This window comes from Roseovarius sp. AK1035, from assembly GCF_003288315.1.
In the GTDB taxonomy this organism is placed as follows: domain Bacteria; phylum Pseudomonadota; class Alphaproteobacteria; order Rhodobacterales; family Rhodobacteraceae; genus Roseovarius; species Roseovarius mucosus_A.
In genome coordinates, this window is the sequence record NZ_CP030099.1 from 920,480 (window position 1) to 946,824 (window position 26,345).

A 26,345-nucleotide genomic window follows, 5' to 3' on the forward strand; every position below is an offset into this window, starting at 1 on the left:
TTTCCGGTTTTTACACCGTGATTACATCTTGAGCTTGCCCGGGAAGTAGTGATCGAAGGCAAGCGCATAGTCAGGCGCGTTCATCAGTTCGTAATAGGTGACTTGCTCCACCCATGCGCGCTGGCTGTCGAGACACTTCTTCATGAAGGGGTCTTCTTCGAGAACCGGGATCAACTTGTCCCATGCTTCGATCTGACCATTCAGAATGTCCGTGGAGGTGCGGTGGATGGTAACACCGGCCTCTTCTTGCAGCCACTTGAGGTCTGCAGAATAGCGACGCATTGCCTTGGCGGTGTTCGCGGTGGAAGCCGCTTCAACCGCGTACTTCAGGATCGCGCGCATATCAGGATCGAGATCTTCCATGGTCAGCTTGTTGAACAGGAATTCAAAGCTCTCGGAGGCCTGGTGATACGAGGACAGATAGTAGTTCTTGGCCACGTCATGCGCACCAAAGTTACGGTCCGACGACGGGTTGTTGAACTCGAACGCGTCGATAACGCCACGCTCCATCGCGGGCACGATTTCGCCACCCGGAAGCTGGGCGACAGACATGCCCATCGACTGCAGCAGGTCAGCAGCAAGACCCACGGTGCGGTATTTGAAGCCCTGCAGGTCAGCGACAGTGTTCACCTCGCCCTTGAACCAGCCGAAGGGCTGCGCGAACATCGGGAAGCCCATGTAACCATCGACTTCGAGGCCCATGATATCCTGGGTCAGCTCGTCATAGAGCGCCTTGCCGCCGCCTTCGTAGAACCAGCTGAGCATCGTGGTTGCCGAGCCGCCGAACACGGGGCCAGTCCCAAAGAGCGAGGCCGCTTTGTTCTTGCCATACCAGTAGACCGGCACCGAGTGCGCAATGTCGAGAACACCGTCATTCACGGCGTCGAGCACCTGAAATGCGCCCACGACAGCGCCGGCAGGCAGCACGTCGATCTTCAGACGGCCGCCGGACATTTCCTCAACGCGGGTTGCATAATCCTGCGCCATTTCCTGCCAGATGTCGCCAGCGGGCCAAGATGTCTGCATCTTGAGCACCAACGGCGCCTGTGCCAACACCGCCGGAGCCGCGAGCGCGCCCGCAGCAACCGCCGGCGCCCCAACCGCCGCGCGGCGCAGGAACGAGCGCCGATCCATCTTCGACTTGTTTGTCATGGTAGTCCTCCCATAAATCTGTTGCGTCTATTCGCATCGGATGGCGGGCAAAGCATATCCCCCACGGGCGATTCGAGGCCCTGTTTCCGCCACACGCGGGCAATCGTAACGGTTATGTGGGCAAAGGCAAGCATTCTGGTAAGATTAATTTACCAAATTGGCCTGATTTCTTGTGTCTAGCCACGCAACAGCGGCCTTGCGTCGGGGCCAAGCCCACCAATGCGCCTTGCACGTGCCCGTCCGCTTTGATTTAACCGCTGCAATTGTCCCGCCGGAGGCCACCAATGGTCGATATCGCCACACGTGTGCATAATCACAAATGGAAAATCGACCCGATTGTCCGATCCCTGATCGACACTGATTTCTACAAGCTTTTGATGTGCCAATCGGTGTTTCGCAAACGTCGCGACACCACCGTTACCTTTTCGCTTATCAATCGCAGCAACGCGATCCGATTGGCCGATCTGGTGGACGAGGGCGAGCTACGGGAACAGCTGGATCATATCCGGTCATTGTCGCTGTCGCGGGGCGAAAGCACATGGATGCGCGGCAACATGTTCTACGGCAAGCGGAGCATGTTCACATCAGAGTTCATGGATTGGTTCGAGACGCTGCGCCTCCCGCCCTATCATCTGGAGAAGCGGGACGGACAATACGAGCTGACCTTCGAGGGCAAATGGCCCGAGGTGATGCTGTGGGAAATCCCGGCCTTGGCGGTTCTTATGGAGTTGCGATCCCGCGCCGTGCTGCACCACCTCAAGAAATTCGAGCTTCAGGTACTCTATGCCCGCGCCATGACCAAGCTGTGGGAAAAGGTCGAGCATCTGCGCCCGATCGAGGGGCTGCGCATTGCCGATTTCGGCACGCGGCGGCGGCATTCGTTCCTGTGGCAGGACTGGTGCGTGCAGGCCATGAGCGAGCGTTTGGGCAACCGATTTGTCGGCACATCGAATTGCCTGATCGCCAAGAACCGCGATCTTGAGGCGATTGGCACCAATGCCCATGAACTGCCAATGGTCTATGCCGCACTGGCCGAGGATGACGCAGGCTTGGCGCGCGCGCCCTACGAGGTGCTGTCGGACTGGCATGAAGAGCATGATGGCAACCTGCGTATCATCCTGCCCGATACCTATGGCACGCGTGGGTTTCTCGACAATGCCCCCGACTGGTTAGCGGGATGGACCGGCATTCGCATCGATTCTGGTGCGCCCGAGGAAGGGGCAGAAACAGCGATCAAATGGTGGACATCGCGCGGCGAGGACCCACGGCAGAAAATGGTGATCTTTTCCGACGGTCTGGATGTGGAGAGGATCATCGCGCTGCATCAGCGGTTCTCGGGGCGTGTCCGGTGCTCCTTTGGGTGGGGTACGCTCTTGACCAATGATTTTCGCGGGCTCACGCCCGATGATGCCTTGGCGCCGTTCTCGTTGGTGTGCAAGGCGGTGGCGGCCAACGGGCGGCCCACGGTCAAGCTGTCGGATAACCCGCGCAAAGCGATGGGACCAAACCAAGAGATTGCAAGGTATCGGCGCGTCTTTGGCGTGGGCGCACAAGAAGAGTTCGACGTGGTCGTCTGACGCGTGTCATATCCGGGCGTAGGAGTGATGAACACATGGGCAACGGCATTCCAGGCACTAACATCATTGGGCCTTTCGGACACAGGGCGGGGCAACTGGCGTTCGCTCTGCTTTTGGCCAGCAGTGGGGCGGCACAGGCCGAGCCGGTTTTCCTGCCCGATGCGACCCTTGCCTGTACCCGCGAGGCCGAGCGCCTTGCGCCCAACCTCTCGGGGCATGCGGTGCTTGATTGCGTCGGGCGCTCGGCGCAGGCCTGCATGACGACAGACGGAGGAGAGACGACTATCGGCATGATTGACTGTCTCGACGCTGAATTGAAGCTGTGGGATGGACGGCTGAACGCGGCCTATGCCGCAAAGATGGATGCCGCCCGGGCGAGCGATGCCGAAATGGCCAGCATCGGCGCCAGCGTGCCATCCCTAGAGAACAGCCTGCGCGAAATGCAGCGCGCGTGGATGGCATTTCGCGATGCGGCCTGTCTCTATGAACAGGCGCAATGGATGGGCGGTACGGGCGGCGGGCCTGCGACCATGGCCTGCCACATGCAGGAAACCGCCCACCAAGCACTTAGGCTAGAGGGTTGGTGGGCCCAATGACGCGCTGATCGGCCAAGCAATCAAACCGTAGTGCCAAGAAGCGGGTTTTATCCCGGTTCGCCGAACGCCCAAAATACTGTATCGTCAAGCAAGGCACATCAGAGCGAGATATCTGTGACAGGACGGTTTGAGAAGCATGCGGTGATGATCCAAGTTCTTGCGCGAAAGACCAACTTTTTGCAGACCGGGTGTAATCGGGGCGCTGTCGCTGCGGGAGTGGTCCTATGAGCGCCCGGCTGGGACGTCGCACGGTACTGGCGGGATTGAGCGCGGTCGCCTGTGCGGCAGGCCGCGCATCTGCACAAGACGGCACGCGAACGGTTGTCATCGGTGCCGGTTTGGCGGGCCTCTCGGCCGCGCGGGCCCTGCATGATGCCGGACAAACGGTCACAGTCCTAGAAGCCGGAGCAAAGGTTGGGGGGCGCATTCGCACATCGCGGCTATGGCCCGATATGCCGGTGGACCTTGGCGCAAGCTGGATACACGGGCAGCGCGGTAATCCCCTGACGGATCTGGCGCGTCAGAGCGGCGCGCGCGTGGTCGCGACAAGCTACAATGCGGCGATCCTCTTGGCGACAGACGGCGCAGAGATCGACCCGGACATGCGCCCCGCCAAAACCCTGTTGCGCCGCGCCCTTGCCGCAACCGAGAGCCGCACGCGCGACATTTCAGTGATGCAAGCGCTGGAGGCATCGCCCGAGTGGCAGAGTGCCGATGCAAACCTGCGGCGTCTGGTGCTCTATCTGGTCAACAGCACCTTGGAGCAGGAATACGGCAGCCCCGCGCGTCTTTTGTCGGCGTGGTACGGGGACGAGGGCGCAGAATTCGGCGGGGCAGATGTGCTCTTTCCGCAAGGGTTTGACCAGATCACTACAACGCTTGCGCAGGGGCTGGATATCCGGCTGTCCGCCCCAGTGCGCGAAGTGGCTCCGGGGATGGTGCAGCTGGCCGATGGCAGCCGGATTGTGGCGGATCGGGTGATCTGCACCCTGCCGCTTGGTGTGCTGCAATCCGGGCGGGTGCGCTTTGCCACTGATTTGGCGCGCGCGCGTCAGGCGGCAATCGACGGCCTGCGCATGGGTCTTTTGAACAAATGCATTCTGCGGTTTGACCGCATAGACTGGCCTCAGGACGTGGATTGGATCGGCTGGCTGGGCCCGCGACCGGGGTTCTGGGGGGAATGGGTCTCGCTTGCGCGATCAATGGCGGTGCCGGTGCTGATCGGGTTCAACGCCGCAGACCCGGCGACCGAGCTTGAAGGGTTCAGTGATCGTGACACCCTGGCCGCCGCGCATGACGCGCTGCGCGGGATGTTCGGCACGGGGTTTCCCGCCCCACTGGATGCCCAGATAACGCGGTGGGGGCAAGAACCACTGAGCTATGGCAGCTATAGTTTCAATGCCGTCGGCACCACGCCTGCGACGCGGCGCGCTCTGGCCGGGCCAGACTGGGACGGACAGCTTTGGTTTGCGGGCGAGGCTTGTTCGGCGGACCATTTCGGCACAGCACATGGGGCCGTTTTGTCAGGACAGGACGTGGCGCGGCGCATTCTCAAGGACATCTGAGACCCCAAGGGCTAGTGGCGGGTTTTCAAAGCCGCGCGCCTGTTTTGTGGTCAAACAGATGCATGTTTGCAGGCGCGATACCAAGGCGCAATTGCGCACCGCCTTGGGCCACCTGATGCACCCCCGGCAAGCTGGCAGTAAAGTTTTGCCCCCCCTCAAGTTTGCCGTGCAAAAGTGTGTTGGCGCCCAAAGGTTCGGCCAGCAAGACCTGCATGGCGATTGGCCCCTCGGGATCAGGCGTCAGATGTTCGGGGCGCATCCCCAGCATGACGGGGCCGCTATGGCCTTTGGGGTTGGGCAAGCCCGCATCACCAAGCCAGAGCGCGCCATCGCGCCCCTCGACCTCGAGCACATTCATCGACGGGCTGCCGATGAACTGCGCAGCAAAAAGCGTGGCGGGGCGTTCATAGACATCCAAAGGTGTGCCGATTTGTTCGGCGCGCCCTGCGTTCATCACAATCATGCGGTCGGCCATGGTCATCGCCTCGACCTGATCATGGGTGACATAAAGCGATGTGATCCCAAGCTTGGCCTGTAGTTCGCGGATTTCGAGCCGCATCTGAACGCGCAGCTTGGCATCAAGATTTGAGAGCGGTTCGTCAAACAGGAACACCGAGGGCGCGCGCACGATGGCGCGGCCCATGGCTACGCGCTGGCGCTGGCCGCCTGAAAGCTGCCGGGGCTTGCGATCAAGGAGTTCGGTCAGTTGCAAGAGTTTGGCGGCATCCTGAACCTTGGCGGCAATCTCGGATTTGGGCAGGCCCGCGATCTTGAGGCCATAGCCCATGTTCTGCGCCACGCTCATATGCGGATAGAGCGCGTAATTCTGAAACACCATGGCGATGTCGCGGTCCATCGGTTCAAGATCATTCGCGCGGCGGTCGCCGATGCGCAATTCCCCCTCGGTGATCGTCTCAAGCCCCGCGACCATACGCAGGAGTGTGGATTTTCCACAGCCAGAGGGCCCAACAATGACGATGAATTCCCCATCCGCCACATCTAGGCTGACGCCTTGAATGACCTCGGTCGGACCAAAGCGTTTCTTGATAGCGTCGACGGTTACGGTTGCCATGTCGTTTATTTCTCGCTGTCCACAAGGCCGCGGATAAAGAGTTTCTGCATCGAGATGACCACCACCACCGGCGGGATCATCGCAAGGATCGAGGTGGCCATGATCACCGGCCAATCGGCGACGTCATCGCCCGAGGGAAACATCTGGCGGATGCCCATCACGATGGTGTTCATCGAGGGGTCCGTGGTGATCAGAAGCGGCCAGAGATATTGGTTCCAGCCATAGATGAAGAGGATCACAAAGAGCGCCGCGATATTGGTGCGGCTCATCGGCAAGAGGATATCCCAGAAAAACTGCATCGGGTTGGCGCCGTCGACGCGCGCGGCCTCAGCCAATTCATCAGGGATGGTCAGAAAGAACTGCCGAAAGAGAAAGGTCGCAGTGGCAGAGGCGATGAGCGGAAAGATCAGCCCCTGATAACTGTTGAGCATGCCAAAGCCTGCGATCACCTCATAGGTGGGCACGATGCGCACCTCAACAGGCAGCATGAGTGTGAGAAAGATCAACCAGAAGAACAGATTGCGCCCCGGGAAACGAAAATAGACAATGGCAAAGGCCGAGGTGAGCGAGATGATGATCTTGCCCACCGCGATGCCCACAGCCATGATCAGCGAATTGCCAAGCATGCTCAGCACCGGCACATTCACGCCGGAAAAGAGGGCTGCGGTGTAATTCTCGATCAGTTGGTCGCCGGGCCAGAGCGGCATCGGCGGGCGCACGATTTCGGGCTGCGTGACGGTCGAGGCCACGAAAGCCAGCCAGATTGGGAAAAAGATCACCAAGACGCCCGCAATCATCGCCAGATGCGTGAGCCAGAGGCCAAGGCCGCGCCGCTCTACCATGCCTGTGATTTCGCGGGCCATCAGTAATGCACCCGTTTTTCGATGTATTTGAATTGCAGCACGGTGAGCAGACCGACGACCAACAAGAGGATCACCGATTGCGCCGCGCTGGAGCCGAGATCCTGACTGACGAACCCGTCTGAAAACACCTTGTAGACGAGGATGGTGGTGGATTGCTGCGGGCCACCGGCGGTGATGGTGTGGATCACGCCGAAGGTCTCGAAGAACGCATAGACGATATTGACCACGAGTAGGAAAAACGTGGTCGGCGACAAGAGCGGCAGCACGATGGTAAAGAATCGCCGCCAAAAGCGCGCACCGTCAATGGCAGCGGCCTCGATGATCGAGCGGGGCACGGCCTGAAGGGCGGCAAAGAAGAACAGGAAGTTATAGCTGATCCGCCCCCAAGCAGAGGCGGCGACAACCAATCCCATCGCCTCGGTCCCGTTCAGCACATGGTTCCAGTCATAGCCCAACTGCCCGAGATACCACGACACCACGCCGACGCGGGTGTTGAACATGAACATCCAGAGCACCCCGGCGATGGCCGGGGCCACGGCATAGGGCCAGATCAGCAACGTCCGGTAAGTGCCCGCCGATTTCACCAGCCGGTCGGCCATGACCGCGAGAAAGAGTGCCGGGATCATCGACGCCAGCGTGACCAGCGTGGAAAAGACCGCCGTGGTCACAAAGGACGCGCGATAATAGGGATCGCCAAGCAGGTATTCGAAATTCCCCAGCCCCACGAATTGCGACGAGAGGCCAAAGGGATCAGGAATAAAGAGCGACTGCCACACCGCCTGCCCTGCCGGATAGAAGAAGAACACCGCAGAGATGAACACCTGCGGGGCGATGAGGCAGAGCGGTAGCAACCAGCCCTTGAAGGTGACACGTTTTTCCATCTGCGGTCAGGGGCCGGTTGCCCGGCCCCGCCCTGACTTAGCGGTTGGCTTGTTCAAACCGGCGCAAGAGCTGGTTGCCGCGTTCCACTGCCGTATCAAGTGCCGCCTGCGCGTCCTTGTCACCGGACCAGACCGCCTCCAGCTCTTCGTCGATGATGGCGCGGATTTGGTCGAAAGACCCAAGGCGCAGGCCCTTGGAATTCTCGGTCGGTTCCTTGCTGGTCATCTGGGTCACGGCAATATCGGTGCCGGGGTTGGCCTCGTAGAAACCGGCCGCGCGCGTCACCTCGGCTGCGGCAGAGGTGATGGGCAGGTAGCCGGTGTTCTGATGCCATTGCGCCTGCACCTCGGGCGAGGAGAGGAAATTGAGAAAGGCAGCCACGGCCGTGTATTCTTCGGCCTCATGCCCCTGCATCACCCAGAGAGAGGCCCCGCCGATGATGGTGTTTTGCGGCGCGCCCTCGACCCCATCCCAATAGGGAAGCGGGCGGATCTGAAAGTCAAACTGCGCCTCGGCTTTGACGCCTGCATAGCCAGCCGAGCTTTCGGTAAAGAGCGCGCAGTCGCCACCACGGAAATTGGCACCCGCCTCGTTGCGGCGACCGGCGTAGATGAATTTGCCGTCCTTGGCCCATTCCCCCAGCTTGGCGATATGCTGCACCTGAAGCGGGCCGTTGAACACGAGTTCTGTATCAAGCCCACCAAACCCATTGGCCTGCGTGGCAAAGGGCACATTGTGATAGGCCGAGAAGCTCTCGAGATGCACCCAGCTCTGCCAAGAGGTGGTATAGGGGCAGGCATGGCCCGCCTCTTTGAGTTGGCCCAGCACCGTATCAACGTTCTGCCAAGTGCTGAGATCGGTGTCAGGGTCGATGCCCGCACCAGACAGCGCATCGCGGTTCACATAGAGAACCTGCGTGGAAGAGTTATAGGGAAAAGACAGCATCTGCCCTTCGGGAGTGGTGTAATAGCCCGTGACGGCGGCGAGATAGGCGTTGGGATCAAACGGCAGGCCCGATTGCTCCAGCACCTCATAGACCGGTTTGATCGCGCCCTTGGCGGCCATCATGCTGGCGGTGCCAACCTCAAAGACCTGAAGGATATGCGGCTGTTCGCCCGCACGGAATGCCGCGATGCCAGCGTTGAGCGCCTCGGAATAATTGCCCTTGGGGGTGGCCGTGACCTTGTAGTCGCTTTGATCGGCGTTGAAGCCTGCCACTTGTTCATCCAGCAATTCGGCCAGCCGACCGGTGAACGCGTGCCAGAACTGGATTTCGGTCTGTGCGGCAGCGGCAAGCGGCGCAAGCGCCGTGGTGGCGGCAAGCATGGCGCCAAAAGCGAATTTAGACATCTGATCCTCCCTGTGGAACGCAGGCCTGGATCGTACCACCCGGCCGCGTCATGCGCGATCAAGCTACACGTAAAAAGAGAACAGGCAACCGTGGTGACGGCTGCCTGTGCAAATTTCGTCAAACTGTTATAAAGCGGATCAGCCCAAGGTTATGGGCGTTACAAGCCCTTGCTCGCGCGCCAGCTTGGCCGCGACCGACGCCACGGCGAGATCCTGAAGGCCGACGCCGGTGCCATCAAAGAGGGTGATTTCCTCGGCATTGCTGCGCCCCCCGTGGGTGCCGTTGATGACTGCCCCGATGGGGGTGATGTCACCCTCGGCAATCAGCCCTTTGCCCACGGCATGCTGCGCTTCACCGATGGTGATCGACTGTGCGATTTCATCGGCAAAGACCGTGGCACGGGTAAAGAGCGCCGGATCCACCTCTTGCTTGCCTTTGGTGTCTGTCCCCATGCAGGCGATATGCGTGCCGGGTTTGACCCAATCTGCCATCATCAGAGGCTCGAACGCAGAGGTGATCGTTATGATCACATCGGCCTGCGCGCCCAGCTCTTCTTGGGTGACCGCCTCAAACTCCAGCCCCAGCTCCTTGGCGACTGCGCCAAGACGCGGCAACATGTCGGGATGCGGGTTCCACGCCACGACCTTTTCAAAGGCACGCTGCTCGACGGCGGCGCGCAATTGAAAGGCGGATTGGTGGCCAGCGCCGACCATGCCCAGCACCTTCGCATCCTTGCGCGCGAGATGCGCGATCGAGACCGAAGACGAGGCGGCGGTACGAATGGCAGTCAGGTAGTTGCCGCCCACCAGTGCCGAAAGCCGCCCGGTGTCTGGATCGAACAGGAACACGGTGGATTGATGGTTGGTCAGTCCCTTGTCCATATTGCCCGGCCAATAGCCCCCCGCCTTAAGGCCCAGCGACAGGCCAGAGCGGTCAAACCCCCCTTTGAATCCGTAAAGAGCATCGGCATGGCCGATGGCTTCACGTACCACGGGGAAGTTATAGGCATCGCCGCGCGCCATGGCGGCAAAGACCGCTTCGACCGCACCAAAGGCATCAGCCCGGCTGATAATCTTCTGGCAGATTTCCTCGCCGACGATCACGAAGCCGTCGGCGGCCACTTCTTTGTGGGTATTCATCCTGCCAGCCCTTAGTAGGCCCGGCCGCGTGCCGATACTGGCCACACGGTTTCGACCTTACCGTTCCGCACGCCGACATACCAATCATGCACGTTGCAGGTCGGATCGCAGTGACCCGGCACAAGGCGCAGTTTCTCATTCACTTTGAGCACGCCATCGGGGTCGGCAACCACGCCGTGCTCGTCCGAGCATTTGACATATTGCACATCCGTGCGCCCAAAGATCACCGGCAAGCCAGAGTCGACCGACTGCGCCTTGAGGCCCGCGTCAACGATGGCTTTGTCGGCCTTGGCGTGGCTCATGACAGAGGTCAGGATAAACAGTGCGTTTTCCCATTCGCCTTGGTCGATACGCTTGCCGTCCTTGTCAAGGATACGGCCATAGTCAGCATCCATGAAGGCGTAAGAACCGCACTGAAGCTCGTTATACACGCCCGAGTTGCCTTCGAAATAATAGCTGCCAGTGCCGCCGCCGCCGACGATGTCGCACTCCAGCCCTTCGGCCTTGAGGGTGTCGACAGCATCTTTGACCTGCGCCACAGCAAGGTCGATCTTGGCCTTGCGGTCTTCGTATTTGTCCATGTGCTGCATCGCGCCTTGATAGGCTTGAATGCCCGCGAACTTGAGGCCCGGCGCCGCATCAATTGCCTTGGCGATTTCCACCACGGCAGGGGTGGTGGTCACACCACAGCGGCCTGCGCCACAGTCGATTTCCACCAGACATTCGATCTGGGTGCCGTGCTTTTGCGCAGCGGCCGACAGGTCCGCCACATTTGTCAGATCATCGACGCAGCAAATGGTCCGCGCGCCCAGTTTCGGCATGCGGGCCAGACGGTCGATCTTGGCGGGGTCACGCACTTGGTTGGACACCAGCACGTCTTTGATGCCGCCACGGGCAAACACTTCGGCTTCGCTGACCTTTTGACAGCACACGCCGCAGGCACCACCAAGGCTTTCTTGAAGGAGTGCCACATCAACGGATTTGTGCATCTTGCCATGAACGCGGTGACGCATGCCATGATCACGTGCCCAATCGCCCATCTTCTTGATGTTGCGCTCTAGCGCATCAAGATCAAGAACAAGGCAAGGGGTCTGGATGTCGGCCTCGTCCATGCCCGGCAGGGCGGGGATGTCATAGCCCACTTCGTAGGCGTCGAGATTGATCGTGTCTTTCATCGGATATCCTCCCAGAATTCGGGTTGTTCAGTTGCGGCGCGCGAGGATCGCGCGCCGAAGGGAATTGGTCACTTGATCCAAGGCAGCGTATCAAGATCGACGTTGCCACCCGTGATGATCACCCCCACGCGCTTGCCCGCAAAAACCTCACGGTTTTTGAGGATGGTGGCAAGGGGAACAGCACAGCTTGCCTCGATCACGATCTTCATCCGCTTCCACGTGAGCTTCATCGCCTCGACGATTTCCTCTTCGCTGGCGGTCAGGATGTCGGTGACATTATGGCTTACGAAATGCCACGTATTCTCCTTGAGCGGCACTTTGAGGCCATCCGCGACGGTGTTTGGAGCGTCATCGGCGATGATGTGACCCGCCTTGAAGCTGCGATAGGCGTCATCCGCCTGCTCTGGCTCGGCTGCGTAGATTTCGACATGCGGCGCGAGGTTCGACAGCGTAAGGCATGTGCCCGACACCATGCCGCCGCCACCGATAGGCGCGATCACGGCATCAAGCGCGTCAACCTGATCGAGCAGTTCCAGCGAACAGGTGGCCTGCCCGGTGATGACGCGCAGGTCATTATAGGGATGCACGAATTCTGCACCTGTCTCTGCCTGCACCTTGGCGAACACTTCTTCGCGGCTGCTGGTCGAGGGTTCGCATTCGGTGATGATTCCGCCATAACCGCGCACCGCGTCTTTTTTCGCCTGCGGGGCGGTGCGGGGCATGACCACATGACACGGGATGCCCCGGCGCCCGGCGGCATAGCTGAGCGACAGCGCGTGATTGCCGGAGCTATGGGTTGCCACGCCCATCTTGGCCATTTCATCGCTGAGGCCAAAGACCGCGTTTGAGGCACCGCGCACCTTGAAAGCCCCCGCCTTTTGGAAGTTCTCGCATTTGAAGAACAGCTCTGCCCCGGTCAGATCGTTGAGATAAGACGAGGTCAGCACCGGGGTGCGGTGGATATAGGGTTTGATCCGCTCATGCGCGGCGCGCACGTGGTCGATCGTGAGGTCGCTCGGACTATGTTGATCCAGCATTTAGTCTTCCTTTCACGCGGCCTTTTCGGCCAAAACAGGCTTGGCGGTTGCGCGATAGTATTCCTGCGCAGCGATCACGCCAGACCCCATTTTAACGGGGTAATTCAGATCCGCCATGGCCATTTCAAGCGTCGCCAGACCAGAAAGCATCATCGACTCGGTCAGGCTCCCGAGATGGCCGATGCGGAAAGCGCGGCCATTCATCTCGCCCAAACCCACACCAAAGCTCATGCCATAAGTGCCAAACACACGCTCTGTCAGACGGTTGCTGTCAAAGCCCTCGGGCACGAAAACCGCGCTGACAGTGTCAGAGTACAGATCTGGCGTCTGTGCCACCAGTTTCAAGCCCCAAGCAGCAACCGCACGGCGCACACCTTCGGCAATCCGGGTGTGACGGGCATAGACATTGTCCAGCCCTTCCTCGAACAGCATGTTCAGGCTCTCGGCCATGCCGTAGATCAGCTGGAGCGGCGGGGTATACGGAAAGCCGCCCTTGGCATTTGCGCCCATCATATCACGGAAATCAAAAAACGTGCGCGGCAATTTCGCGGTTTCCATCATTGCCAGCGCCTTGGGGCTGACCGCAAGGATCGCCATCCCGGTGTTGAGCATGAAGCCCTTTTGCGAACCGGAGACCGCGATATCAACGCCCCATGTATCCATCTCGAAGGGCATCGAGCCCAGCGAGCTGACGCAATCGACCATCAAAAGCGCAGGATGATTGGACGCCTTCATCGCGCCACGAACGGCAGCGATATCAGAGCGGACGCCGGTAGCGGTCTCGTTATGGGTGACGAGAACGGCCTTGATGCTGTGATCCTTGTCGGCGCTCAGCGCCTCTTGGAAACGGTCGGCAGGCGCGCCGCTGCCCCATGGGCATTCGATGATCTGAACATCCAACCCATGACGTTGGCACATGTCGATCCAACGGTGGCTGAACATGCCATACCGCGCCACCAGAACCTTGTCGCCGGGGCTGAGGGTGTTGGTGATTGCCGCTTCCCAACCGCCGGTGCCGGAGGCGGGGAATGTGATGATCTCGCCCTTGGCAGTGCCAAAGACGGTCTTGCAGCCCTTAAGAACCGGGGCGAGCGTATTAACGAACGCGGGCGAGCGGTGATCCTGTGTCTGCACCTGCATGGCACGACGCAGCCGGTCGGGGATATTCGTGGGGCCGGGGATGAAAACCGGGTTTTGATCTGACATTGCACCATCCTCCTCTGAGATAGCGGTAATATGACGTGAGGCGCGTCGCTTTGCAATTTTCTTGAAAAGTATTTTCATTTTATTAATTAAATATCTAAATGCATGATTTTATTTGATTTTCATTTTTCCATATCTAATTCAAAGAATAACATGAAAATATTTTTTATTCTGCATACAATTGCCCACCAAGACCTCTAGCAAGGGAATCGCCACCATGACCCAGACCAAACGCGCGCGCGGCCGCCCGAAATCGCAATTCGCCGATAGCAGCGCCGGCACCATGCAGGCGTTAGACCGGGCGCTGTCCGTGCTGACCGCCGTGGCGCGGCAAGAAGGGGTGAACTTGACGGATCTTTCGCTCAGCCTCGGCATTCCCACCGCCACGACGCATCGCATTCTGACGACCCTGCAAAAGCGCGATTTTGTGCGGTTCGACGAAGAGCGACAGGATTGGACCATCGGGATCGAAGCCTATCGCACAGGGGTTGCCTATCTCAAGCGGACCAATCTGGCGGATGCGGGCCGCCCGGTGATGCGGCGCTTGATGGAACAGACCGGCGAGACCGCCAATCTGGCAGTACCGGATGGGGCAGAGGTGGTTTTCATCGGTCAGGTCGAGACGCAAAATCCGATCCGCGCCTTCTTTCCCCCCGGATCGCGCACGCCAATGCATGCCTCGGGAACCGGCAAGGCAATTTTGGCAGCCCTGCCCGAGGATCGGCTGATGGCGCTTCTCAAGGGCGCGGGCCTCAAGGGATTCACCGAAGAGACATTGATCACGCCGCGTGCCCTTTTTGATGATCTGGCAGAGACCCGCACGCGCGGCTGGTCGTTTGATCGCAACGAGAGGTATGACGGCATGTCCTGCATCGGCGCCGCGATTTTCAACGATCGTGGAGAGCCATGTGCCGGCGTGTCGATCTCTGGCCCCAGCAGCCGTTTTCGTGATGCCCAGATTTCAGAGTTTGGTGCGGCAGTGGCGCAGGCGGCGGTGCAGATCACCCATCTTATCGCTGGCAAGGGCGTGCTTATTTCTGAAACAACCGGGTCGCGTTAAACAGGGCATCCAGCTCTTCATACCGCTCGCGGGTGGCGGGCCAGCGTTCTTCTTGCACGGCGGCAATCAACGCCTCAAGGAGCATCATGGTCGAGATATTGGAATCCCAAGCCGAGGGGATTTCGACCCAGCAGTTAAAGGTATGGGTGGCCAGATCTGAAATCGGGCTCATCCATTGATCGGTGATCAACACCACGCGGACACCGCGCGCCGTGGCAATCTCGGCCAGCCGCATCAGGCTGGTTTCATAGCGGCGGATGTCGAACATCAAAAGGGTATCGCCCTTGGCCATATCCAGCACGTAATGCGGCCATGTGGCGGAGGACGAGGTCATGTGCGTGACCCGTCCGCGCACGGCCTGAAAATGGGTAAAGGCGTAATCGGCCAGCGCCCGCGTGATACGACCGCCAACCAGATAGAGCCGCCCGTCGGTATCGGCCAAAAGGCGCGCCGCCGCATCGAACCGGGCGCTGTCGATATTGGCAAAGGTTTGTTCGATGTTCTGCGTGACCGCCTGCGCAAATCGGTTCAGCGAATGGGTGGCGGGCGCCTCTGACGCCCAATTGGCGCGGCGTTGGGTTGGGCCGGATACCTTGGCCTCCAACTCTCGAAGCAGCGCCTGATGGAATTGCGGATAGCCTTTGAACCCCAGCTTCTGCACCATGCGGGCAATGGTGGGTGTTGACACGCCCGCATTCGCCGCGACGATCGTGATCGAGGCCAGACCCGCCGCCGGATAGCTGTCCAACAGCGCCTGCGCGAACTTGCGTTCGGATTGAGTGAGAGCGCTGTAATGCGCGCGGATCAGGTCGCGCACGGTTGGCGGGGGCTTGGTCACATCGCGGCTCCTGAACGGGTGCTGTCGAAACAGGCAGGCCGGATGGCAATCCGACAATGCCTTCTGGAAATATATTGACACAAATTTCCCCATGTGGAAACATTTTTACAAATGCCGCAGGGGGGCGCATGACACGCAATCTGAACTGGGATGATTCTGACGTGGTCGAGGTGATCGGTGCGCAGGCCAATGGGCCGGTTCTGATCCTGTGCGAGCATGCCTCGAATGTCATCCCCGCGCAGTATGGCGGGCTTGGGCTGAGTGCAGAGGCGCGCAGCAGCCATGCGGCCTGGGATCCCGGCGCACGCGCGGTAGCGGTACAGCTGGCGGAGGCGCTTTGCTCACCAATGGTGGCCGCCACCGTGTCGCGCCTCGTCTATGATTGCAACCGCCCGCCCGAGGCGACAAGTGCGATGCCCGACCGCTCTGAGGTGATCGAGGTGCCGGGCAATCGTGGGCTGAGCGCCGCGGAACGCGCCCAACGGGTGGCGCAGGTCTATACGCCGTTTTGCAGCGCGGTTCGCCAAGTAATCTGCGCACGCAAAACGGCTGGGCTGGCGACAGCGCTGGTTACCATCCACAGCTTTTCGCCGGTATGGTTCGGAGCGCAGCGTGACTGCGAGATCGGCATTTTGCATGACAGCGACACGCGCCTGGCCGATGCCATGCTGGCTGAAGCGCACCGCCTGCCCCACCGCGTGATCCGCCGCAATGATCCCTATGGGCCAGAGGATGGCGTCACCCATTCGCTACAACTGCACGGGCTGGCACATGATCTGCCCAATGTGATGATCGAAATCCGAAATGACCTGTTGCAAGGTGCGGAAAGCCAAGCCCACCTCGCGAATGAGGTTTTGACCCTGCTGCGTCCGGCGTTGAACGTTCTTGGTGAGACCGTCAAAGGGGGCGCCCATGCCTAGGATCGTTTGGGCCTATATTCGCGCCATTGACGCCATGAACCGCTTTATCGGGCGGGTCGCGATGTATCTGATTTTCGTGCTGATCGGCGTGCTACTGTGGTCGTCAGTGTCCAAGACATTCTTCAACCCCTCGCTCTGGACGCTGGAAACCGCGCAATTCGTGATGGTGGCCTATTACGTTCTGGGCGCGCCCTATTCGATCCAACTGGGCAGCAATGTGCGCATGGACCTGTTTTACGGGGCTTGGTCCGTCCGCACAAAGGCGTGGGTGGATGCCTTTACGGTCTTCTTCCTGCTGTTTTATCTGGGGGTGCTGCTCTATGGCGCTGTAGGCTCTACCGCCTATTCGCTGGGGTATTTCGGGACAGAGCCGTTTTCGTGGTTCTGGCAGGTGTTCAAGACGCTCGTGACCCAAGGGCCAACGGCGGCGGGCGAGATGTTCGGCTTCATGGAACGGTCTTCGACCGCGTGGCGGCCTCTGATCTGGCCGATCAAGGCCGTTCTGTGCCTTGGCGTATTCCTGATGCTGTTGCAGGCACTTGCAGAGCTTTGCCGCGACATCCTTAGGCTAAAAGGCGAGGCGGTCTGATGCCCTATGAAATGATCGCCCTCTTGATGTTTTCTTCGATGATGCTGATGCTCATGACCGGGCAGCGGGTATTTGGTGCCATCGGATTTGTGGGCGCGGCGGCGGCAATGCTGCTCTGGGGTGTGGGCGGGGTGGATGTGCCCTTTGCCAGCGCGATGAAGCTGATGAAGTGGTATCCGCTGCTGACGCTGCCGATGTTCATTTTCATGGGCTACGTTCTGTCGGAATCCAAGATCGCAGATGATCTCTACAAGATGTTCCATGTCTGGATGGGGCCGGTACGGGGCGGTTTGGCGATTGGTACGATTGGCTTGATGGTGCTGATTTCCGCGATGAACGGCCTATCCGTGGCGGGCATGGCGATTGGGGCCACCATAGCCCTGCCAGAGCTGTTGCGGCGCGGCTATGACAAGATCATGGTGACCGGGGTCATTCAGGCGGGCTCGTCCCTTGGCATCCTTGTGCCACCGTCGGTGGTGCTGGTGCTTTATGCAATGATCGCACGGCAACCGGTGGGGCAATTGTGGCTGGCGGGGGTTCTGCCGGGGCTGATGATGGCCACAATGTTCATCATCTACATCTATGTGCGCTGCCGGATTCAGCCCGAGCTTGGTCCGGTGCTGCCAGAGGAAGAGCGCAATGTGCCCTTGGCGGAAAAGCTGCGGTTGTTGCGCGCGGGCCTGCTGCCACTGGTGATCTTTGCCACGATGATGATCCCCTTTGTGAAAGGTTGGACAAGCCTTGTGGAAAGCTCGGCAATTGGCGCGATGGCAGCCTTTGTGGCGGCGGTGCTCAAGCGACGGATGACGCGAGAGGTGTTCGAGACCTCGGTGCGCAACACGCTGGCGATTTCGTGCATGTTCATGTGGATCATTCTGGCCGCCTTGGGCTTTGGTGCGGTGTTCGACGGATTGGGCGCGGTCAAGGCGATTGAATATCTCTTTACCGAGCAATTGAATCTCAGCCCGTGGATGATCCTGATCCTGATGCAACTCTCGTTCATCTTGATGGGCACGTTTTTGGATGACACCGCGATGCTGGTGATTGTCGCACCGCTTTACGTGCCACTGGTGGGCGCGCTTGGCTTTGATTTGATCTGGTATGGCGTGCTTTATACAATCACCACGCAAATTGCCTACATGACACCGCCCTTTGGCTATAACCTCTTTCTCATGCGGGCCATGGCACCACCGGAAATCAGCCTGCGCGACATCTATCGCTCGATTGTGCCATTTGTCGGCGTGATGGTGCTGGCGCTGGTTCTGGTGATGGTGTTCCCGCAAATCGCCCTCTGGCTGCCAGAGTATGTTTACGGAAAATAACCCCGAGAAGAGCCCTGGACAGGGGCCGGATTTCACAACAAGGAGAGAAGACGATGACCACAAGACGCAAGTTTCTGACCGCTGCTGGAGCGGGCGCGCTGGCCGCTCCGCTCGCCACACCCGCGTTGGCGCAATCCAAGATCACTTGGCGGATGCAGACCTATGCCGGGGCCGCGCTGGCCGAGCATGTGGTGAAACCCGCCATCGACATGTTCAACAAGATCGCAGGCGACCGGATGCAGATCGAGCTTTTCTTTGCCGATCAGCTGGTGCCGACAGGCGAGTTGTTCCGCGCCATGCAACGCGGCACGATTGATGCGGTACAGTCCGACGATGACAGCATGGCAAGCCCAACCGAAGTGACGGTCTTTGGCGGCTACTTCCCCTTTGCAAGCCGCTACAGCCTGGATGTGCCCGTACTTTTCAACCAATACGGGCTGAATGAAATCTGGGATGAGGAATATTCCAAGGTCGGCGTCAAGCATATCAGCGCGGGCGCATGGGACCCCTGCCATTTCGCCACCAAAGAGCCGATCAACAGCCTCAAGGATCTGGAAGGCAAGCGCGTCTTTACCTTCCCGACGGCGGGGCGGTTCCTGACGCAGTTCGGCGTCGTCCCCGTAACCTTGCCGTGGGAAGACATCGAGGTTGCGGTGCAGACCGGCGAGTTGGACGGAATCGCATGGTCGGGGATCACCGAAGATTACACGGTGGGCTGGGCCGATGTGACCGACTATTTCCTGACCAACAACATCTCGGGCGCTTGGGCCGGGTCGTTCTTTGCCAATATGGACCGCTGGAACGAACTGCCCGAGGATCTGCAAACCCTGTTCCGGGTCTGCTGTGACCAGTCGCATTACTATCGCCAGTGGTGGTATTGGGGCGGCGAGGCCAGCCTGCGCGTCAATGGGGACAAGATGAAGCTGACCACGATTCCCGATGCCGAATGGCAGCAAGTCGAGGATGCAGCCCTTGTGTTCTGGGATGAGATCGCCGCCGAAAGCCCGACCAAGGCCAAGGTTGTCGAAATCTTCAAGAAATATAACGCCGACATGCAAAAGGCCGGTCGGCCCTATCGCTATACCTGATAACACCGCCCCCCGGCATCACACCGGGGGGCGCTTTTACCCGCAACCCGAAACCATTAAAGACGTTCAGATACGGAAAGACGGAGCACATCATGGGGCTGACATTCGAAACCCTCAAGGCAGAGGTCGCGGCGGGCAAGGTGGATACCGTGCTTGTGTGCCTTGTGGACATGCAGGGCCGCCTTATGGGCAAACGCTTTCACGCTGGCCATTTCGTCAACAGCGCATGGGAAGAGACCCATTGCTGCAACTACCTGCTGGCCACCGATCTGGAAATGACCACACCCGAAGGCTTTGCCGCCACAAGCTGGGAACGTGGCTATGGCGACTATGTGATGAAACCCGACCTGAGCACGCTGCGCCCGATGCCATGGCTCGAAGGCACGGTGATGGTGCTCTGCGATGTCTTGGATCACCACACCCATGCACCGGTGCCGCACAGCCCCCGCGCCATGCTCAAGGGGCAAATGGCGCGGCTCGAGGCCATGGGCTTTGACGCGATGATGGCGACGGAACTGGAATTCTTCCTCTTTGAGAAAAGCTATGACGACATCCGCAAATCCGGCTATCGCGAGTTGACGCCGCTCTCGGGCTATAACGAGGATTACAATATCTTCCAGACCACCAAGGAAGAGCATGTGATGCGGCCCATCCGCAATCATCTCTATGCCGCCGGTCTGCCCATCGAAAACACCAAAGGCGAGGCGGAGGCAGGGCAGGAGGAACTCAACATCAAATATGCCCCCGCTATTGATACGGCCGATTACCACACCATCGCCAAACATGCGATCAAGGAAATTGCATGGCAGCAGGGGCATGCCGCCAGCTTCTTGCCGAAATGGGATCACCGGCGCGTGGGCTCGTCCAGCCATGTGCATCAATCGCTGTGGCAGGATGGAAAGCCCGCGTTCTTTGATCCCCAAGACAGCCTTGGGATGTCGCAACTGATGAAGCATTACATGGCGGGCCTGCTGAAATACGCGCCCGACTACACCTATTTTCTCGCCCCCTATATCAACAGCTACAAGCGGTTCCAAAAGGGCACCTTTGCCCCTACCCGCATCTTGTGGTCGGTGGACAATCGCACGGCGGGCTTTCGCCTCTGTGGCGAGGGGTCCAAGGCGGTGCGCGTCGAATGCCGCGTGGGCGGATCAGATCTCAACCCCTATCTCGCCATGGCGGCGATGCTCGCAGCAGGGATCAAGGGCATCGAGGACAAGCTGGAATTGGCCCCGCCCGCGACGGGCGATGCCTATAGTGGCCAGACGGGGCGCATCCCGGAAACGCTGCGGGATGCCTATCACACCCTCAAGCAGTCTCAATTTCTGCGCGAAACCTTTGGCGACGAGGTCGTAGATCACTATGCCCGTGCCGCTGAGGTCGAGATCGAGGATTTCGACCGCGTGGTCACGGATTACGAGGTGGCGCGCGGATTCGAGCGGGCCTGAGTGCCGCACGCGCGGATTTGAGTATTTTTGGAACGACAAAAGGACGGGCACCATGCCCGCGATCAAGGATGCGATCATGCAAATGTTGAAATGTATCTCTCCCATTGACGGAACGCTCTATGCTGAGCGCCCCGTCCTGACGCTGGAGGCGGCGCAAGCGGTGGCGGCCCGCGCGCGGGCAGCACAGGCGGCATGGGCCGCGCGCCCCCTGCAAGAGCGTATTGATCTGGTGATGGCCGGTGTCGCCGCCGTGGGCGCGATGAACGACGAGATCGTGCCGGAACTGGCGCATATGATGGGCCGCCCGGTGCGCTATGGCGGCGAATTCCGCGGCTTCAACGAGCGTGCAAGCCATATGGCAACGATTGCCGAGAGCGCGCTGGCGGATATCGCCGTGGGCGAAGATGCCACCTTCCTGCGCTATATCAAGCGCGTGCCGCATGGGGTGGTTTTCGTCGTGGCCCCATGGAATTACCCCTATATGACCGCGATCAACACCGTGGTGCCCGCGCTCATCGCGGGCAATACCGTGGTGCTGAAACATGCCACGCAAACGCTGTTGGTGGGCGAACGCATGGCACGTGCGTTTCATGCTGCGGGCGTGCCGGAGGATGTGTTCCAGAACGTGTTTCTGGATCATGACACCACATCGGCGCTGATTGCGGGCGGAGCGTTCAATTTCATCAACTTCACCGGCTCGGTGGGTGGCGGGCGCGCGATGGAGCGCGCGGCGGCGGGCACCTTTACGGGGCTTGGGCTGGAACTGGGCGGCAAAGACCCCGGTTATGTGATGGAAGACGCCGATCTTGACGCCGCCGTCGAGACGCTGATCGACGGGGCGATGTTCAATTCGGGTCAATGCTGTTGCGGGATCGAGCGGATTTATGTGCATCAGAGCCTGTTCGATGCCTTTGTCGAGAAATCCGTGGCGCTGGTGAATTCCTACAAACTGGGCAACCCGATGAACGCTGAAACCACTATCGGGCCAATGGCCAATGTGCGCTTTGCCGCAGAGGTGCGTGCACAGGTGGCCGAAGCGCTGGAAATGGGGGCAAAGGCGCATATCGCCACGATGCCCGAGGACGACGGTGCCGCGTATCTGACGCCCCAAATCCTGACCAATGTCAGCCACAAGATGCGCGTCATGCGCGACGAAAGTTTTGGCCCCGTGGTGGGCATCATGCCGGTGTCCTCGGACGAAGAGGCGATTGCGCTGATGAATGACAGCGAATTCGGCCTGACCGCCAGCCTCTGGACCGCCGATGTCGACCGCGCGCAGGCGGTGGGCGACCGCATCGAGACCGGCACGGTTTTCCTCAACCGTGCCGATTACCTTGATCCTGGCCTCTGCTGGACCGGCTGCAAGAACACCGGGCGCGGCGGTGGTCTGTCGGTGATCGGCTATCACAACCTCACGCGCCCCAAATCCTACCATCTCAAGAAGGTGACGAAATGACCCTGACTGCCAACTGGTCCTATCCGACCGCGATCAAATTCGGCGCTGGCCGGATTGCTGAACTGCCCGCCGCCTGCGCACAGGCCGGGATCAAGCGCCCGCTTCTTGTCACGGACAAGGGGCTGGCGGGCCTGCCTGTCACGGCGGGGGCGCTCGATATCCTCGAGGCCGCCGGCCTTGGCCGGGCGATGTTTTCCGAAGTTGATCCCAACCCCAATGAGATCAACCTTGCCGCCGGTGTTGCCGCCTATCAGGCAGGCGGGCATGACGGGGTGATCGCCTTTGGCGGTGGCTCGGGTCTTGATCTGGGTAAATGCGTGGCCTTCATGGCGGGGCAGACACGGCCCGTGTGGGAATTCGAGGATGTGGGCGATTGGTGGACACGCGCCGATGCGGATGCCATCGCGCCGATCATCGCCGTGCCCACCACCGCCGGAACCGGCTCGGAAGTGGGGCGCGCCAGCGTGATCACCAATTCCGTAACCCATGCGAAAAAGATCATCTTTCACCCCAAATTCCTGCCCACGGTCGTGATCTGCGATCCCGAACTGACCGTCGGCATGCCAAAATTCATCACCGCTGGCACCGGGCTTGACGCCTTTGCGCATTGCGTCGAGGCGTTCTCTAGCCCGCATTACCACCCGATGTCGCAGGGCATCGCGCTAGAGGGCATTCGCCTTGTGATCGACTACCTGCCGCGCGCCTATGCCGATGGCACGGATATCGAAGCGCGCGCGCAGATGATGAGTGCGGCCGCGATGGGGGCCACCGCGTTTCAAAAGGGTCTGGGCGCGATCCACGCCATGAGCCATCCGATTGGCGCGCATTTCAACACCCATCACGGCACCACCAATGCGGTCTGTATGCCAGCAGTGCTGGATCTGAACGCCGACGTGATCCGCGACCGGTTCGACCGGGCGGCGGGATATCTCGGCATCACCGGCGGCTACGACGGCTTCCGCGCCTTTGTGCAGGACTTAAACGACAGCCTCGGGATTCCGCGCAGCCTGCGTGATCTCGGTGTGACCGAAGCGGCGATTCCCGACCTCGTGCGCGATGCGCTGACCGACCCAAGCTGTGGCGGCAACCCGGTGACGCTGACCGAGGCCAATCTGACGGCGCTGTTCAAAGCGGCACTCTGAAGGTTTGGGGGACAGCGTCCCCCATCCTTCCATCCCTGTCAGAAACGGGCGCGCAGTGCCAGTAGCCCAAGGCGGGGCAGGCGGAGCACGAGACGGGTCAGTATTTGACCATACTCGACCTCGCCCGCCATCAGGCGCAAATACTCATGGCGCAAGGTGGAGGAACGTCGAAAGGCACGGGCAAACCCAGGCTCGAGCGCGGGCAGAAAGATCACTGGACGGATCAGCCGCGCCATTCGCAGGGCGCGATGCACGGGGCGCAGCGCGCGGCGATAGTGACTGAGTGCAGTCTGGGGCCGCCCCGCGTTCAGCGCCGTAAGGGCCGCCTTTGCCGCCAATTGCCCGCTCTGCATGGCATAGCCGATACCTTCGCCAGTGATCGGATCAACCAGCCCCGCCGCATCGCCTGCAAGCAGAACGGCGCCCTGCCCCGGCATTTTGCGGAAATCACCAAAAGGCAGGAATTGGCCTTTGACGTGCAGGTCTGCGGCGTCAATGCCCAACATCTCGCAATAGGCTGACATGGCCTGTTTCATATCCGCGTTCTCCGACAAGAGACCGCCCACCCCAACCGTGGTCGAGCACCGTTTGGGAAAAACCCAGCCATAGCCCCATTGCGCCGCCGCCAGATCAATCCGGATTGGCCCCGCACGATTTAGATGCGCGCCGCGCGCCTCAATCTCAAGCCCAAACCCAATGCGCTGCCGGTCAAATGGCTGACCAAAGAGCGCACGCGCCACTTGGGAATTGACACCATCCGCGCCAATCAGAACCTCATACTGCAGTATAGCGCCGTCTTTGAGCGTCACTCTCCGCGCGTCACAGTCGATCTCGGCCACTGCCTGCCCGGTAAAATCCTGCGCCCCAGCCGCCATCGCATGCCCGCAGAGCATCGCATCCATATCCCAGCGCATTGTGGCGCAAAGGACTGGCGCGTCCTCGATCAGCCCCACCGGCTGACCACGATAGCGGAAATCCACCGTAGTCTTGCGGTCCTGTGGATCAAATGGCATTTCATGCCCGAAAATCTCGGCGTAATGCCGCCGCGCGCGTCCGGTGATAAGGCCACCACAAAGTTTTTCGCGTGGAAAGGTCTTGCGGTCGATCAGGGCCACGCGCAGCCCGGCACGCGCCGCCACATAAGCAGCCGAGGCACCGGCAGGCCCGGCCCCTATGACGATCACATCGAACCGCTGCACCGCTCAGACCTCTGGCAGCGCATCGCGCCGGATCATGGTGCGCAACGCGAAACTTGACCGCATGGAGCGGATACCAGGTGTCTGCATCAACCCTTCCTCAAGAAACCGGTCAAAATCTTTCAAGTCTGCGGCCACCACCCGCAAAAGGACATCGCGTGTGCCGGTCATTAGGTAGCATTCCATCACCTCATCAAACCGCCGAAGTCGGTTCTCAAACGCTGTGATCGCATCACGGGTGTGGTGCTCCAACTCGACAAAGATGAAGGCATTCAGTGGCAGGCCAAGTTTTTCCTGATCCACGCGCGCGGCATAACCCGTGATGACCCCATCGGATTCAAGCCGGGCGATGCGCCGCGCCAGAGGCGTGGGCGACAGGCCCACTGCCGTCGACAAATCGGCCAATCGCTGACGTCCATCGCGTTGCAGGGCGGCGATGATCTGGCGGTCAATGCGATCCATTTTTCCTGTTTTGCCCCCTGTTGTTAGAGATATCACCCAAAAGTCACACGCGATTGACATGAGTTTGCTGTTTTATCGCGCCTGACCGCTCTTACCTTGCGGGCAAGGAGGAGTCCAACATGCTCACACGTCTTGCCAGCCCCACCCATGAGGAAGTTTACCGCGTCGAGGATCACGCCAGCGGATTGCGCGGATTTATCGCGCTGCATTCCACACGGCTTGGCCCGGCTGCGGGTGGATTGCGCATGCGCGTATACGAGGGTGACGACGCCGCCCTTGAGGATGTGCTCAACCTGTCACGCGGCATGAGTTACAAGAACGCCGCCGCCGGTCTGCCATTGGGCGGGGGCAAGGCGGTTATTCTTGGGGACCCCGCGCGCGACAAGACGCCCGCGTTGCTGCGCGCCATGGGCCGTGCGATCAACATGCTGCAAGGGCGCTACTGGACCGCCGAGGATATGGGCATGTCGCCCGAGGATATGGCTGAGCTTGCCCGCGAAACGCGGTTTGTCGCGGGGCTGGATTGCGGGGCGCATGCCAGTGGCGATCCCTCGCCAGTGACGGCGCGCGGTGTCTTGGGCGCGATGCGCGCCGGCGCGGCGCAGCTTTGGGGCACAGACACCCTCAGCGGTCGCCATGTGGCGGTGCAGGGGCTGGGCCATGTCGGCTGGCATCTCTGCCACTTGCTCCACGAGGCGGGCGCAAAGCTGAGCGTGGCGGATATGAACCCGGCCCATGCAGACAGCACGGTACGCGAATTCGGCGCAACCATGGTCGATCCGCGCACCATCCATGCTGTTGACGCGGATATCTTTGCGCCCTGTGCCATTGGTGGCGTGCTCAATAGCCGGAGCATCCCCGAGATTGGGGCAAAGATGATCTGTGGTGCCGCCAATAACCAACTGGCTACGCCCGAGGATGCAGAGCGCCTGCGCGCGCGCGTCATTCTCTATTTGCCCGATTACGTCGCCAATGGTGGCGGGATCATCAATGTCGCCGCCGAAATCCTGCGGATCAGCCCACGCGCGCCTTGGGTCGAGGAGCGGCTGGGCGCGATGCAGGCGCGCATGGCGCATATCCTGACGCGCGCGACGGGCGAAGACCTGAGCCCTGCAACCCTCGCGGATCGGATGGTTGAGGAACAATTGCTGCAAGTGGCGGTCTGACGCCGACATCATCCTGTCCAAGGATGACTGCAATTGAGCCGGTGTG

Annotated in this window: 24 protein-coding genes; 12 read left to right on the forward strand and 12 right to left on the reverse strand. The window is 60.2% G+C overall.

Annotated elements, in window-relative coordinates; all coding sequences use genetic code 11:
- Positions 1-21: 21 nt before the first annotated feature.
- Positions 22-1,152: a TRAP transporter substrate-binding protein gene (locus RAK1035_RS04470; protein WP_008279748.1), complete on the reverse strand. Its 1,131-nt coding sequence runs from the start codon at positions 1,150-1,152 to the stop codon at positions 22-24.
- A gap of 284 nt (positions 1,153-1,436) precedes the next feature.
- Here RAK1035_RS04470 and pncB point away from each other — a divergent pair, with 284 nt between their 5' ends.
- From pncB to RAK1035_RS04485, 3 genes are all read left to right on the forward strand, one after another.
- Complete coding sequence (gene pncB / locus RAK1035_RS04475) at positions 1,437-2,729, forward strand: nicotinate phosphoribosyltransferase (protein WP_008279749.1); 1,293 nt, start codon at positions 1,437-1,439, stop codon at positions 2,727-2,729.
- Positions 2,730-2,764: 35 nt separating this feature from the next.
- Positions 2,765-3,325, forward strand: a complete 561-nt coding sequence (locus RAK1035_RS04480) for a lysozyme inhibitor LprI family protein (RefSeq protein ID WP_008279750.1) — start codon at positions 2,765-2,767, stop codon at positions 3,323-3,325.
- Between the two features lie 224 nt (positions 3,326-3,549).
- Positions 3,550-4,890 carry a flavin monoamine oxidase family protein gene (locus tag RAK1035_RS04485; RefSeq protein WP_008279751.1) on the forward strand — a complete coding sequence of 447 codons (1,341 nt, stop codon included), beginning with the start codon at positions 3,550-3,552 and terminating at the stop codon, positions 4,888-4,890.
- A 25-nt stretch (positions 4,891-4,915) separates the two neighbouring features.
- Here RAK1035_RS04485 and ugpC read toward each other — a convergent pair whose 3' ends face one another.
- The 8 genes from ugpC to bhcA form a co-directional block, all read right to left on the reverse strand.
- Entirely contained in the window at positions 4,916-5,962 is a 1,047-nt protein-coding gene (gene ugpC, locus RAK1035_RS04490) for a sn-glycerol-3-phosphate ABC transporter ATP-binding protein UgpC (RefSeq protein ID WP_008279752.1), read from the reverse strand.
- Between the two features lie 5 nt (positions 5,963-5,967).
- Positions 5,968-6,804: a sn-glycerol-3-phosphate ABC transporter permease UgpE gene (ugpE, locus tag RAK1035_RS04495; RefSeq protein WP_008279753.1), complete on the reverse strand. Its 837-nt coding sequence runs from the start codon at positions 6,802-6,804 to the stop codon at positions 5,968-5,970.
- 20 nt (positions 6,805-6,824) lie between these two features.
- Positions 6,825-7,706, reverse strand: coding sequence for a sn-glycerol-3-phosphate ABC transporter permease UgpA (ugpA, locus tag RAK1035_RS04500; protein WP_008279754.1), 882 nt, complete (start codon positions 7,704-7,706; stop codon positions 6,825-6,827).
- A 37-nt stretch (positions 7,707-7,743) separates the two neighbouring features.
- The gene (ugpB, locus tag RAK1035_RS04505; RefSeq protein ID WP_037296877.1) at positions 7,744-9,057 is read right to left on the reverse strand and encodes a sn-glycerol-3-phosphate ABC transporter substrate-binding protein UgpB; all 1,314 of its coding nucleotides are present in this window, start codon (positions 9,055-9,057) and stop codon (positions 7,744-7,746) included.
- Between the two features lie 138 nt (positions 9,058-9,195).
- Positions 9,196-10,197, reverse strand: coding sequence for an iminosuccinate reductase BhcD (gene bhcD / locus RAK1035_RS04510; RefSeq protein ID WP_008279756.1), 1,002 nt, complete (start codon positions 10,195-10,197; stop codon positions 9,196-9,198).
- A gap of 11 nt (positions 10,198-10,208) precedes the next feature.
- Positions 10,209-11,372 carry a 3-hydroxy-D-aspartate aldolase BhcC gene (gene bhcC, locus RAK1035_RS04515; RefSeq protein WP_008279757.1) on the reverse strand — a complete coding sequence of 388 codons (1,164 nt, stop codon included), beginning with the start codon at positions 11,370-11,372 and terminating at the stop codon, positions 10,209-10,211.
- Between the two features lie 68 nt (positions 11,373-11,440).
- Complete coding sequence (gene bhcB / locus RAK1035_RS04520) at positions 11,441-12,409, reverse strand: beta-hydroxyaspartate dehydratase BhcB (protein WP_008279758.1); 969 nt, start codon at positions 12,407-12,409, stop codon at positions 11,441-11,443.
- Between the two features lie 12 nt (positions 12,410-12,421).
- Positions 12,422-13,615, reverse strand: a complete 1,194-nt coding sequence (bhcA, locus tag RAK1035_RS04525; RefSeq protein ID WP_008279759.1) for an L-aspartate--glyoxylate aminotransferase BhcA — start codon at positions 13,613-13,615, stop codon at positions 12,422-12,424.
- A 214-nt stretch (positions 13,616-13,829) separates the two neighbouring features.
- Here bhcA and bhcR point away from each other — a divergent pair, with 214 nt between their 5' ends.
- Positions 13,830-14,672, forward strand: a complete 843-nt coding sequence (gene bhcR / locus RAK1035_RS04530) for an HTH-type transcriptional regulator BhcR (RefSeq protein ID WP_008279761.1) — start codon at positions 13,830-13,832, stop codon at positions 14,670-14,672.
- Here the strand turns inward: bhcR and RAK1035_RS04535 are convergent.
- The gene (locus tag RAK1035_RS04535) at positions 14,644-15,510 is read right to left on the reverse strand and encodes a MurR/RpiR family transcriptional regulator (protein WP_037296881.1); all 867 of its coding nucleotides are present in this window, start codon (positions 15,508-15,510) and stop codon (positions 14,644-14,646) included. The two genes, bhcR and RAK1035_RS04535, sit on opposite strands and share 29 nt — an antisense overlap.
- A gap of 128 nt (positions 15,511-15,638) precedes the next feature.
- On the opposite strand from RAK1035_RS04535, the gene RAK1035_RS04540 reads away from it, so the two are divergent.
- The 7 genes from RAK1035_RS04540 to RAK1035_RS04570 all read left to right on the forward strand — a co-directional run bounded on the left by RAK1035_RS04540 (position 15,639) and on the right by RAK1035_RS04570 (position 23,475).
- Positions 15,639-16,430 carry an N-formylglutamate amidohydrolase gene (locus tag RAK1035_RS04540; RefSeq protein ID WP_008279763.1) on the forward strand — a complete coding sequence of 264 codons (792 nt, stop codon included), beginning with the start codon at positions 15,639-15,641 and terminating at the stop codon, positions 16,428-16,430.
- Positions 16,423-17,019 (forward strand): TRAP transporter small permease subunit, encoded by a 597-nt coding sequence (locus tag RAK1035_RS04545; protein ID WP_008279764.1) that lies wholly within the window; start codon positions 16,423-16,425, stop codon positions 17,017-17,019. The genes RAK1035_RS04540 and RAK1035_RS04545 overlap by 8 nt, the downstream gene beginning before the upstream one ends.
- Positions 17,019-18,341: a TRAP transporter large permease gene (locus RAK1035_RS04550; RefSeq protein WP_008279765.1), complete on the forward strand. Its 1,323-nt coding sequence runs from the start codon at positions 17,019-17,021 to the stop codon at positions 18,339-18,341. Before RAK1035_RS04545 ends, RAK1035_RS04550 begins: the two co-directional genes overlap by 1 nt.
- Positions 18,342-18,394: 53 nt before the next feature.
- Entirely contained in the window at positions 18,395-19,429 is a 1,035-nt protein-coding gene (locus RAK1035_RS04555) for a TRAP transporter substrate-binding protein (protein ID WP_008279766.1), read from the forward strand.
- A 92-nt stretch (positions 19,430-19,521) separates the two neighbouring features.
- Positions 19,522-20,877 (forward strand): glutamine synthetase family protein, encoded by a 1,356-nt coding sequence (locus RAK1035_RS04560; protein ID WP_008279767.1) that lies wholly within the window; start codon positions 19,522-19,524, stop codon positions 20,875-20,877.
- 52 nt (positions 20,878-20,929) lie between these two features.
- Complete coding sequence (locus RAK1035_RS04565; RefSeq protein WP_008279768.1) at positions 20,930-22,333, forward strand: aldehyde dehydrogenase family protein; 1,404 nt, start codon at positions 20,930-20,932, stop codon at positions 22,331-22,333.
- Positions 22,330-23,475: an iron-containing alcohol dehydrogenase gene (locus RAK1035_RS04570; protein ID WP_008279769.1), complete on the forward strand. Its 1,146-nt coding sequence runs from the start codon at positions 22,330-22,332 to the stop codon at positions 23,473-23,475. Before RAK1035_RS04565 ends, RAK1035_RS04570 begins: the two co-directional genes overlap by 4 nt.
- Positions 23,476-23,513: 38 nt before the next feature.
- Here the strand turns inward: RAK1035_RS04570 and RAK1035_RS04575 are convergent, their stop codons facing one another.
- The gene (locus RAK1035_RS04575; protein ID WP_008279770.1) at positions 23,514-24,674 is read right to left on the reverse strand and encodes a geranylgeranyl reductase family protein; all 1,161 of its coding nucleotides are present in this window, start codon (positions 24,672-24,674) and stop codon (positions 23,514-23,516) included.
- A 3-nt stretch (positions 24,675-24,677) separates the two neighbouring features.
- On the reverse strand, positions 24,678-25,133 hold the full coding sequence (locus RAK1035_RS04580) for an Lrp/AsnC family transcriptional regulator (protein WP_008279771.1): 456 nt from the start codon (positions 25,131-25,133) through the stop codon (positions 24,678-24,680).
- A 119-nt stretch (positions 25,134-25,252) separates the two neighbouring features.
- On the opposite strand from RAK1035_RS04580, the gene RAK1035_RS04585 reads away from it, so the two are divergent.
- Positions 25,253-26,299 carry a Glu/Leu/Phe/Val family dehydrogenase gene (locus RAK1035_RS04585; RefSeq protein WP_008279772.1) on the forward strand — a complete coding sequence of 349 codons (1,047 nt, stop codon included), beginning with the start codon at positions 25,253-25,255 and terminating at the stop codon, positions 26,297-26,299.
- The last annotated feature ends 46 nt before the right edge of the window (positions 26,300-26,345 follow it).

Excerpts from the sequence above, each read along its gene's own strand:
- RAK1035_RS04470 (WP_008279748.1), bottom strand. The coding sequence starts at position 1,152 with ATGACAAACAAGTCGAAGATGGATCGGCGCTCGTTCCTGCGCCGCGCG.
- pncB (WP_008279749.1), top strand. The coding sequence starts at position 1,437 with ATGGTCGATATCGCCACACGTGTGCATAATCACAAATGGAAAATCGAC.
- RAK1035_RS04480 (WP_008279750.1), top strand. The coding sequence starts at position 2,765 with ATGGGCAACGGCATTCCAGGCACTAACATCATTGGGCCTTTCGGACAC.
- RAK1035_RS04485 (WP_008279751.1), top strand. The coding sequence starts at position 3,550 with ATGAGCGCCCGGCTGGGACGTCGCACGGTACTGGCGGGATTGAGCGCG.
- ugpC (WP_008279752.1), bottom strand. The coding sequence starts at position 5,962 with ATGGCAACCGTAACCGTCGACGCTATCAAGAAACGCTTTGGTCCGACC.
- ugpE (WP_008279753.1), bottom strand. The coding sequence starts at position 6,804 with ATGGTAGAGCGGCGCGGCCTTGGCCTCTGGCTCACGCATCTGGCGATG.
- ugpA (WP_008279754.1), bottom strand. The coding sequence starts at position 7,706 with ATGGAAAAACGTGTCACCTTCAAGGGCTGGTTGCTACCGCTCTGCCTC.
- ugpB (WP_037296877.1), bottom strand. The coding sequence starts at position 9,057 with ATGTCTAAATTCGCTTTTGGCGCCATGCTTGCCGCCACCACGGCGCTT.
- bhcD (WP_008279756.1), bottom strand. The coding sequence starts at position 10,197 with ATGAATACCCACAAAGAAGTGGCCGCCGACGGCTTCGTGATCGTCGGC.
- bhcC (WP_008279757.1), bottom strand. The coding sequence starts at position 11,372 with ATGAAAGACACGATCAATCTCGACGCCTACGAAGTGGGCTATGACATC.
- bhcB (WP_008279758.1), bottom strand. The coding sequence starts at position 12,409 with ATGCTGGATCAACATAGTCCGAGCGACCTCACGATCGACCACGTGCGC.
- bhcA (WP_008279759.1), bottom strand. The coding sequence starts at position 13,615 with ATGTCAGATCAAAACCCGGTTTTCATCCCCGGCCCCACGAATATCCCC.
- bhcR (WP_008279761.1), top strand. The coding sequence starts at position 13,830 with ATGACCCAGACCAAACGCGCGCGCGGCCGCCCGAAATCGCAATTCGCC.
- RAK1035_RS04540 (WP_008279763.1), top strand. The coding sequence starts at position 15,639 with ATGACACGCAATCTGAACTGGGATGATTCTGACGTGGTCGAGGTGATC.
- RAK1035_RS04545 (WP_008279764.1), top strand. The coding sequence starts at position 16,423 with ATGCCTAGGATCGTTTGGGCCTATATTCGCGCCATTGACGCCATGAAC.
- RAK1035_RS04550 (WP_008279765.1), top strand. The coding sequence starts at position 17,019 with ATGCCCTATGAAATGATCGCCCTCTTGATGTTTTCTTCGATGATGCTG.
- RAK1035_RS04555 (WP_008279766.1), top strand. The coding sequence starts at position 18,395 with ATGACCACAAGACGCAAGTTTCTGACCGCTGCTGGAGCGGGCGCGCTG.
- RAK1035_RS04560 (WP_008279767.1), top strand. The coding sequence starts at position 19,522 with ATGGGGCTGACATTCGAAACCCTCAAGGCAGAGGTCGCGGCGGGCAAG.
- RAK1035_RS04565 (WP_008279768.1), top strand. The coding sequence starts at position 20,930 with ATGCCCGCGATCAAGGATGCGATCATGCAAATGTTGAAATGTATCTCT.
- RAK1035_RS04570 (WP_008279769.1), top strand. The coding sequence starts at position 22,330 with ATGACCCTGACTGCCAACTGGTCCTATCCGACCGCGATCAAATTCGGC.
- RAK1035_RS04580 (WP_008279771.1), bottom strand. The coding sequence starts at position 25,133 with ATGGATCGCATTGACCGCCAGATCATCGCCGCCCTGCAACGCGATGGA.
- RAK1035_RS04585 (WP_008279772.1), top strand. The coding sequence starts at position 25,253 with ATGCTCACACGTCTTGCCAGCCCCACCCATGAGGAAGTTTACCGCGTC.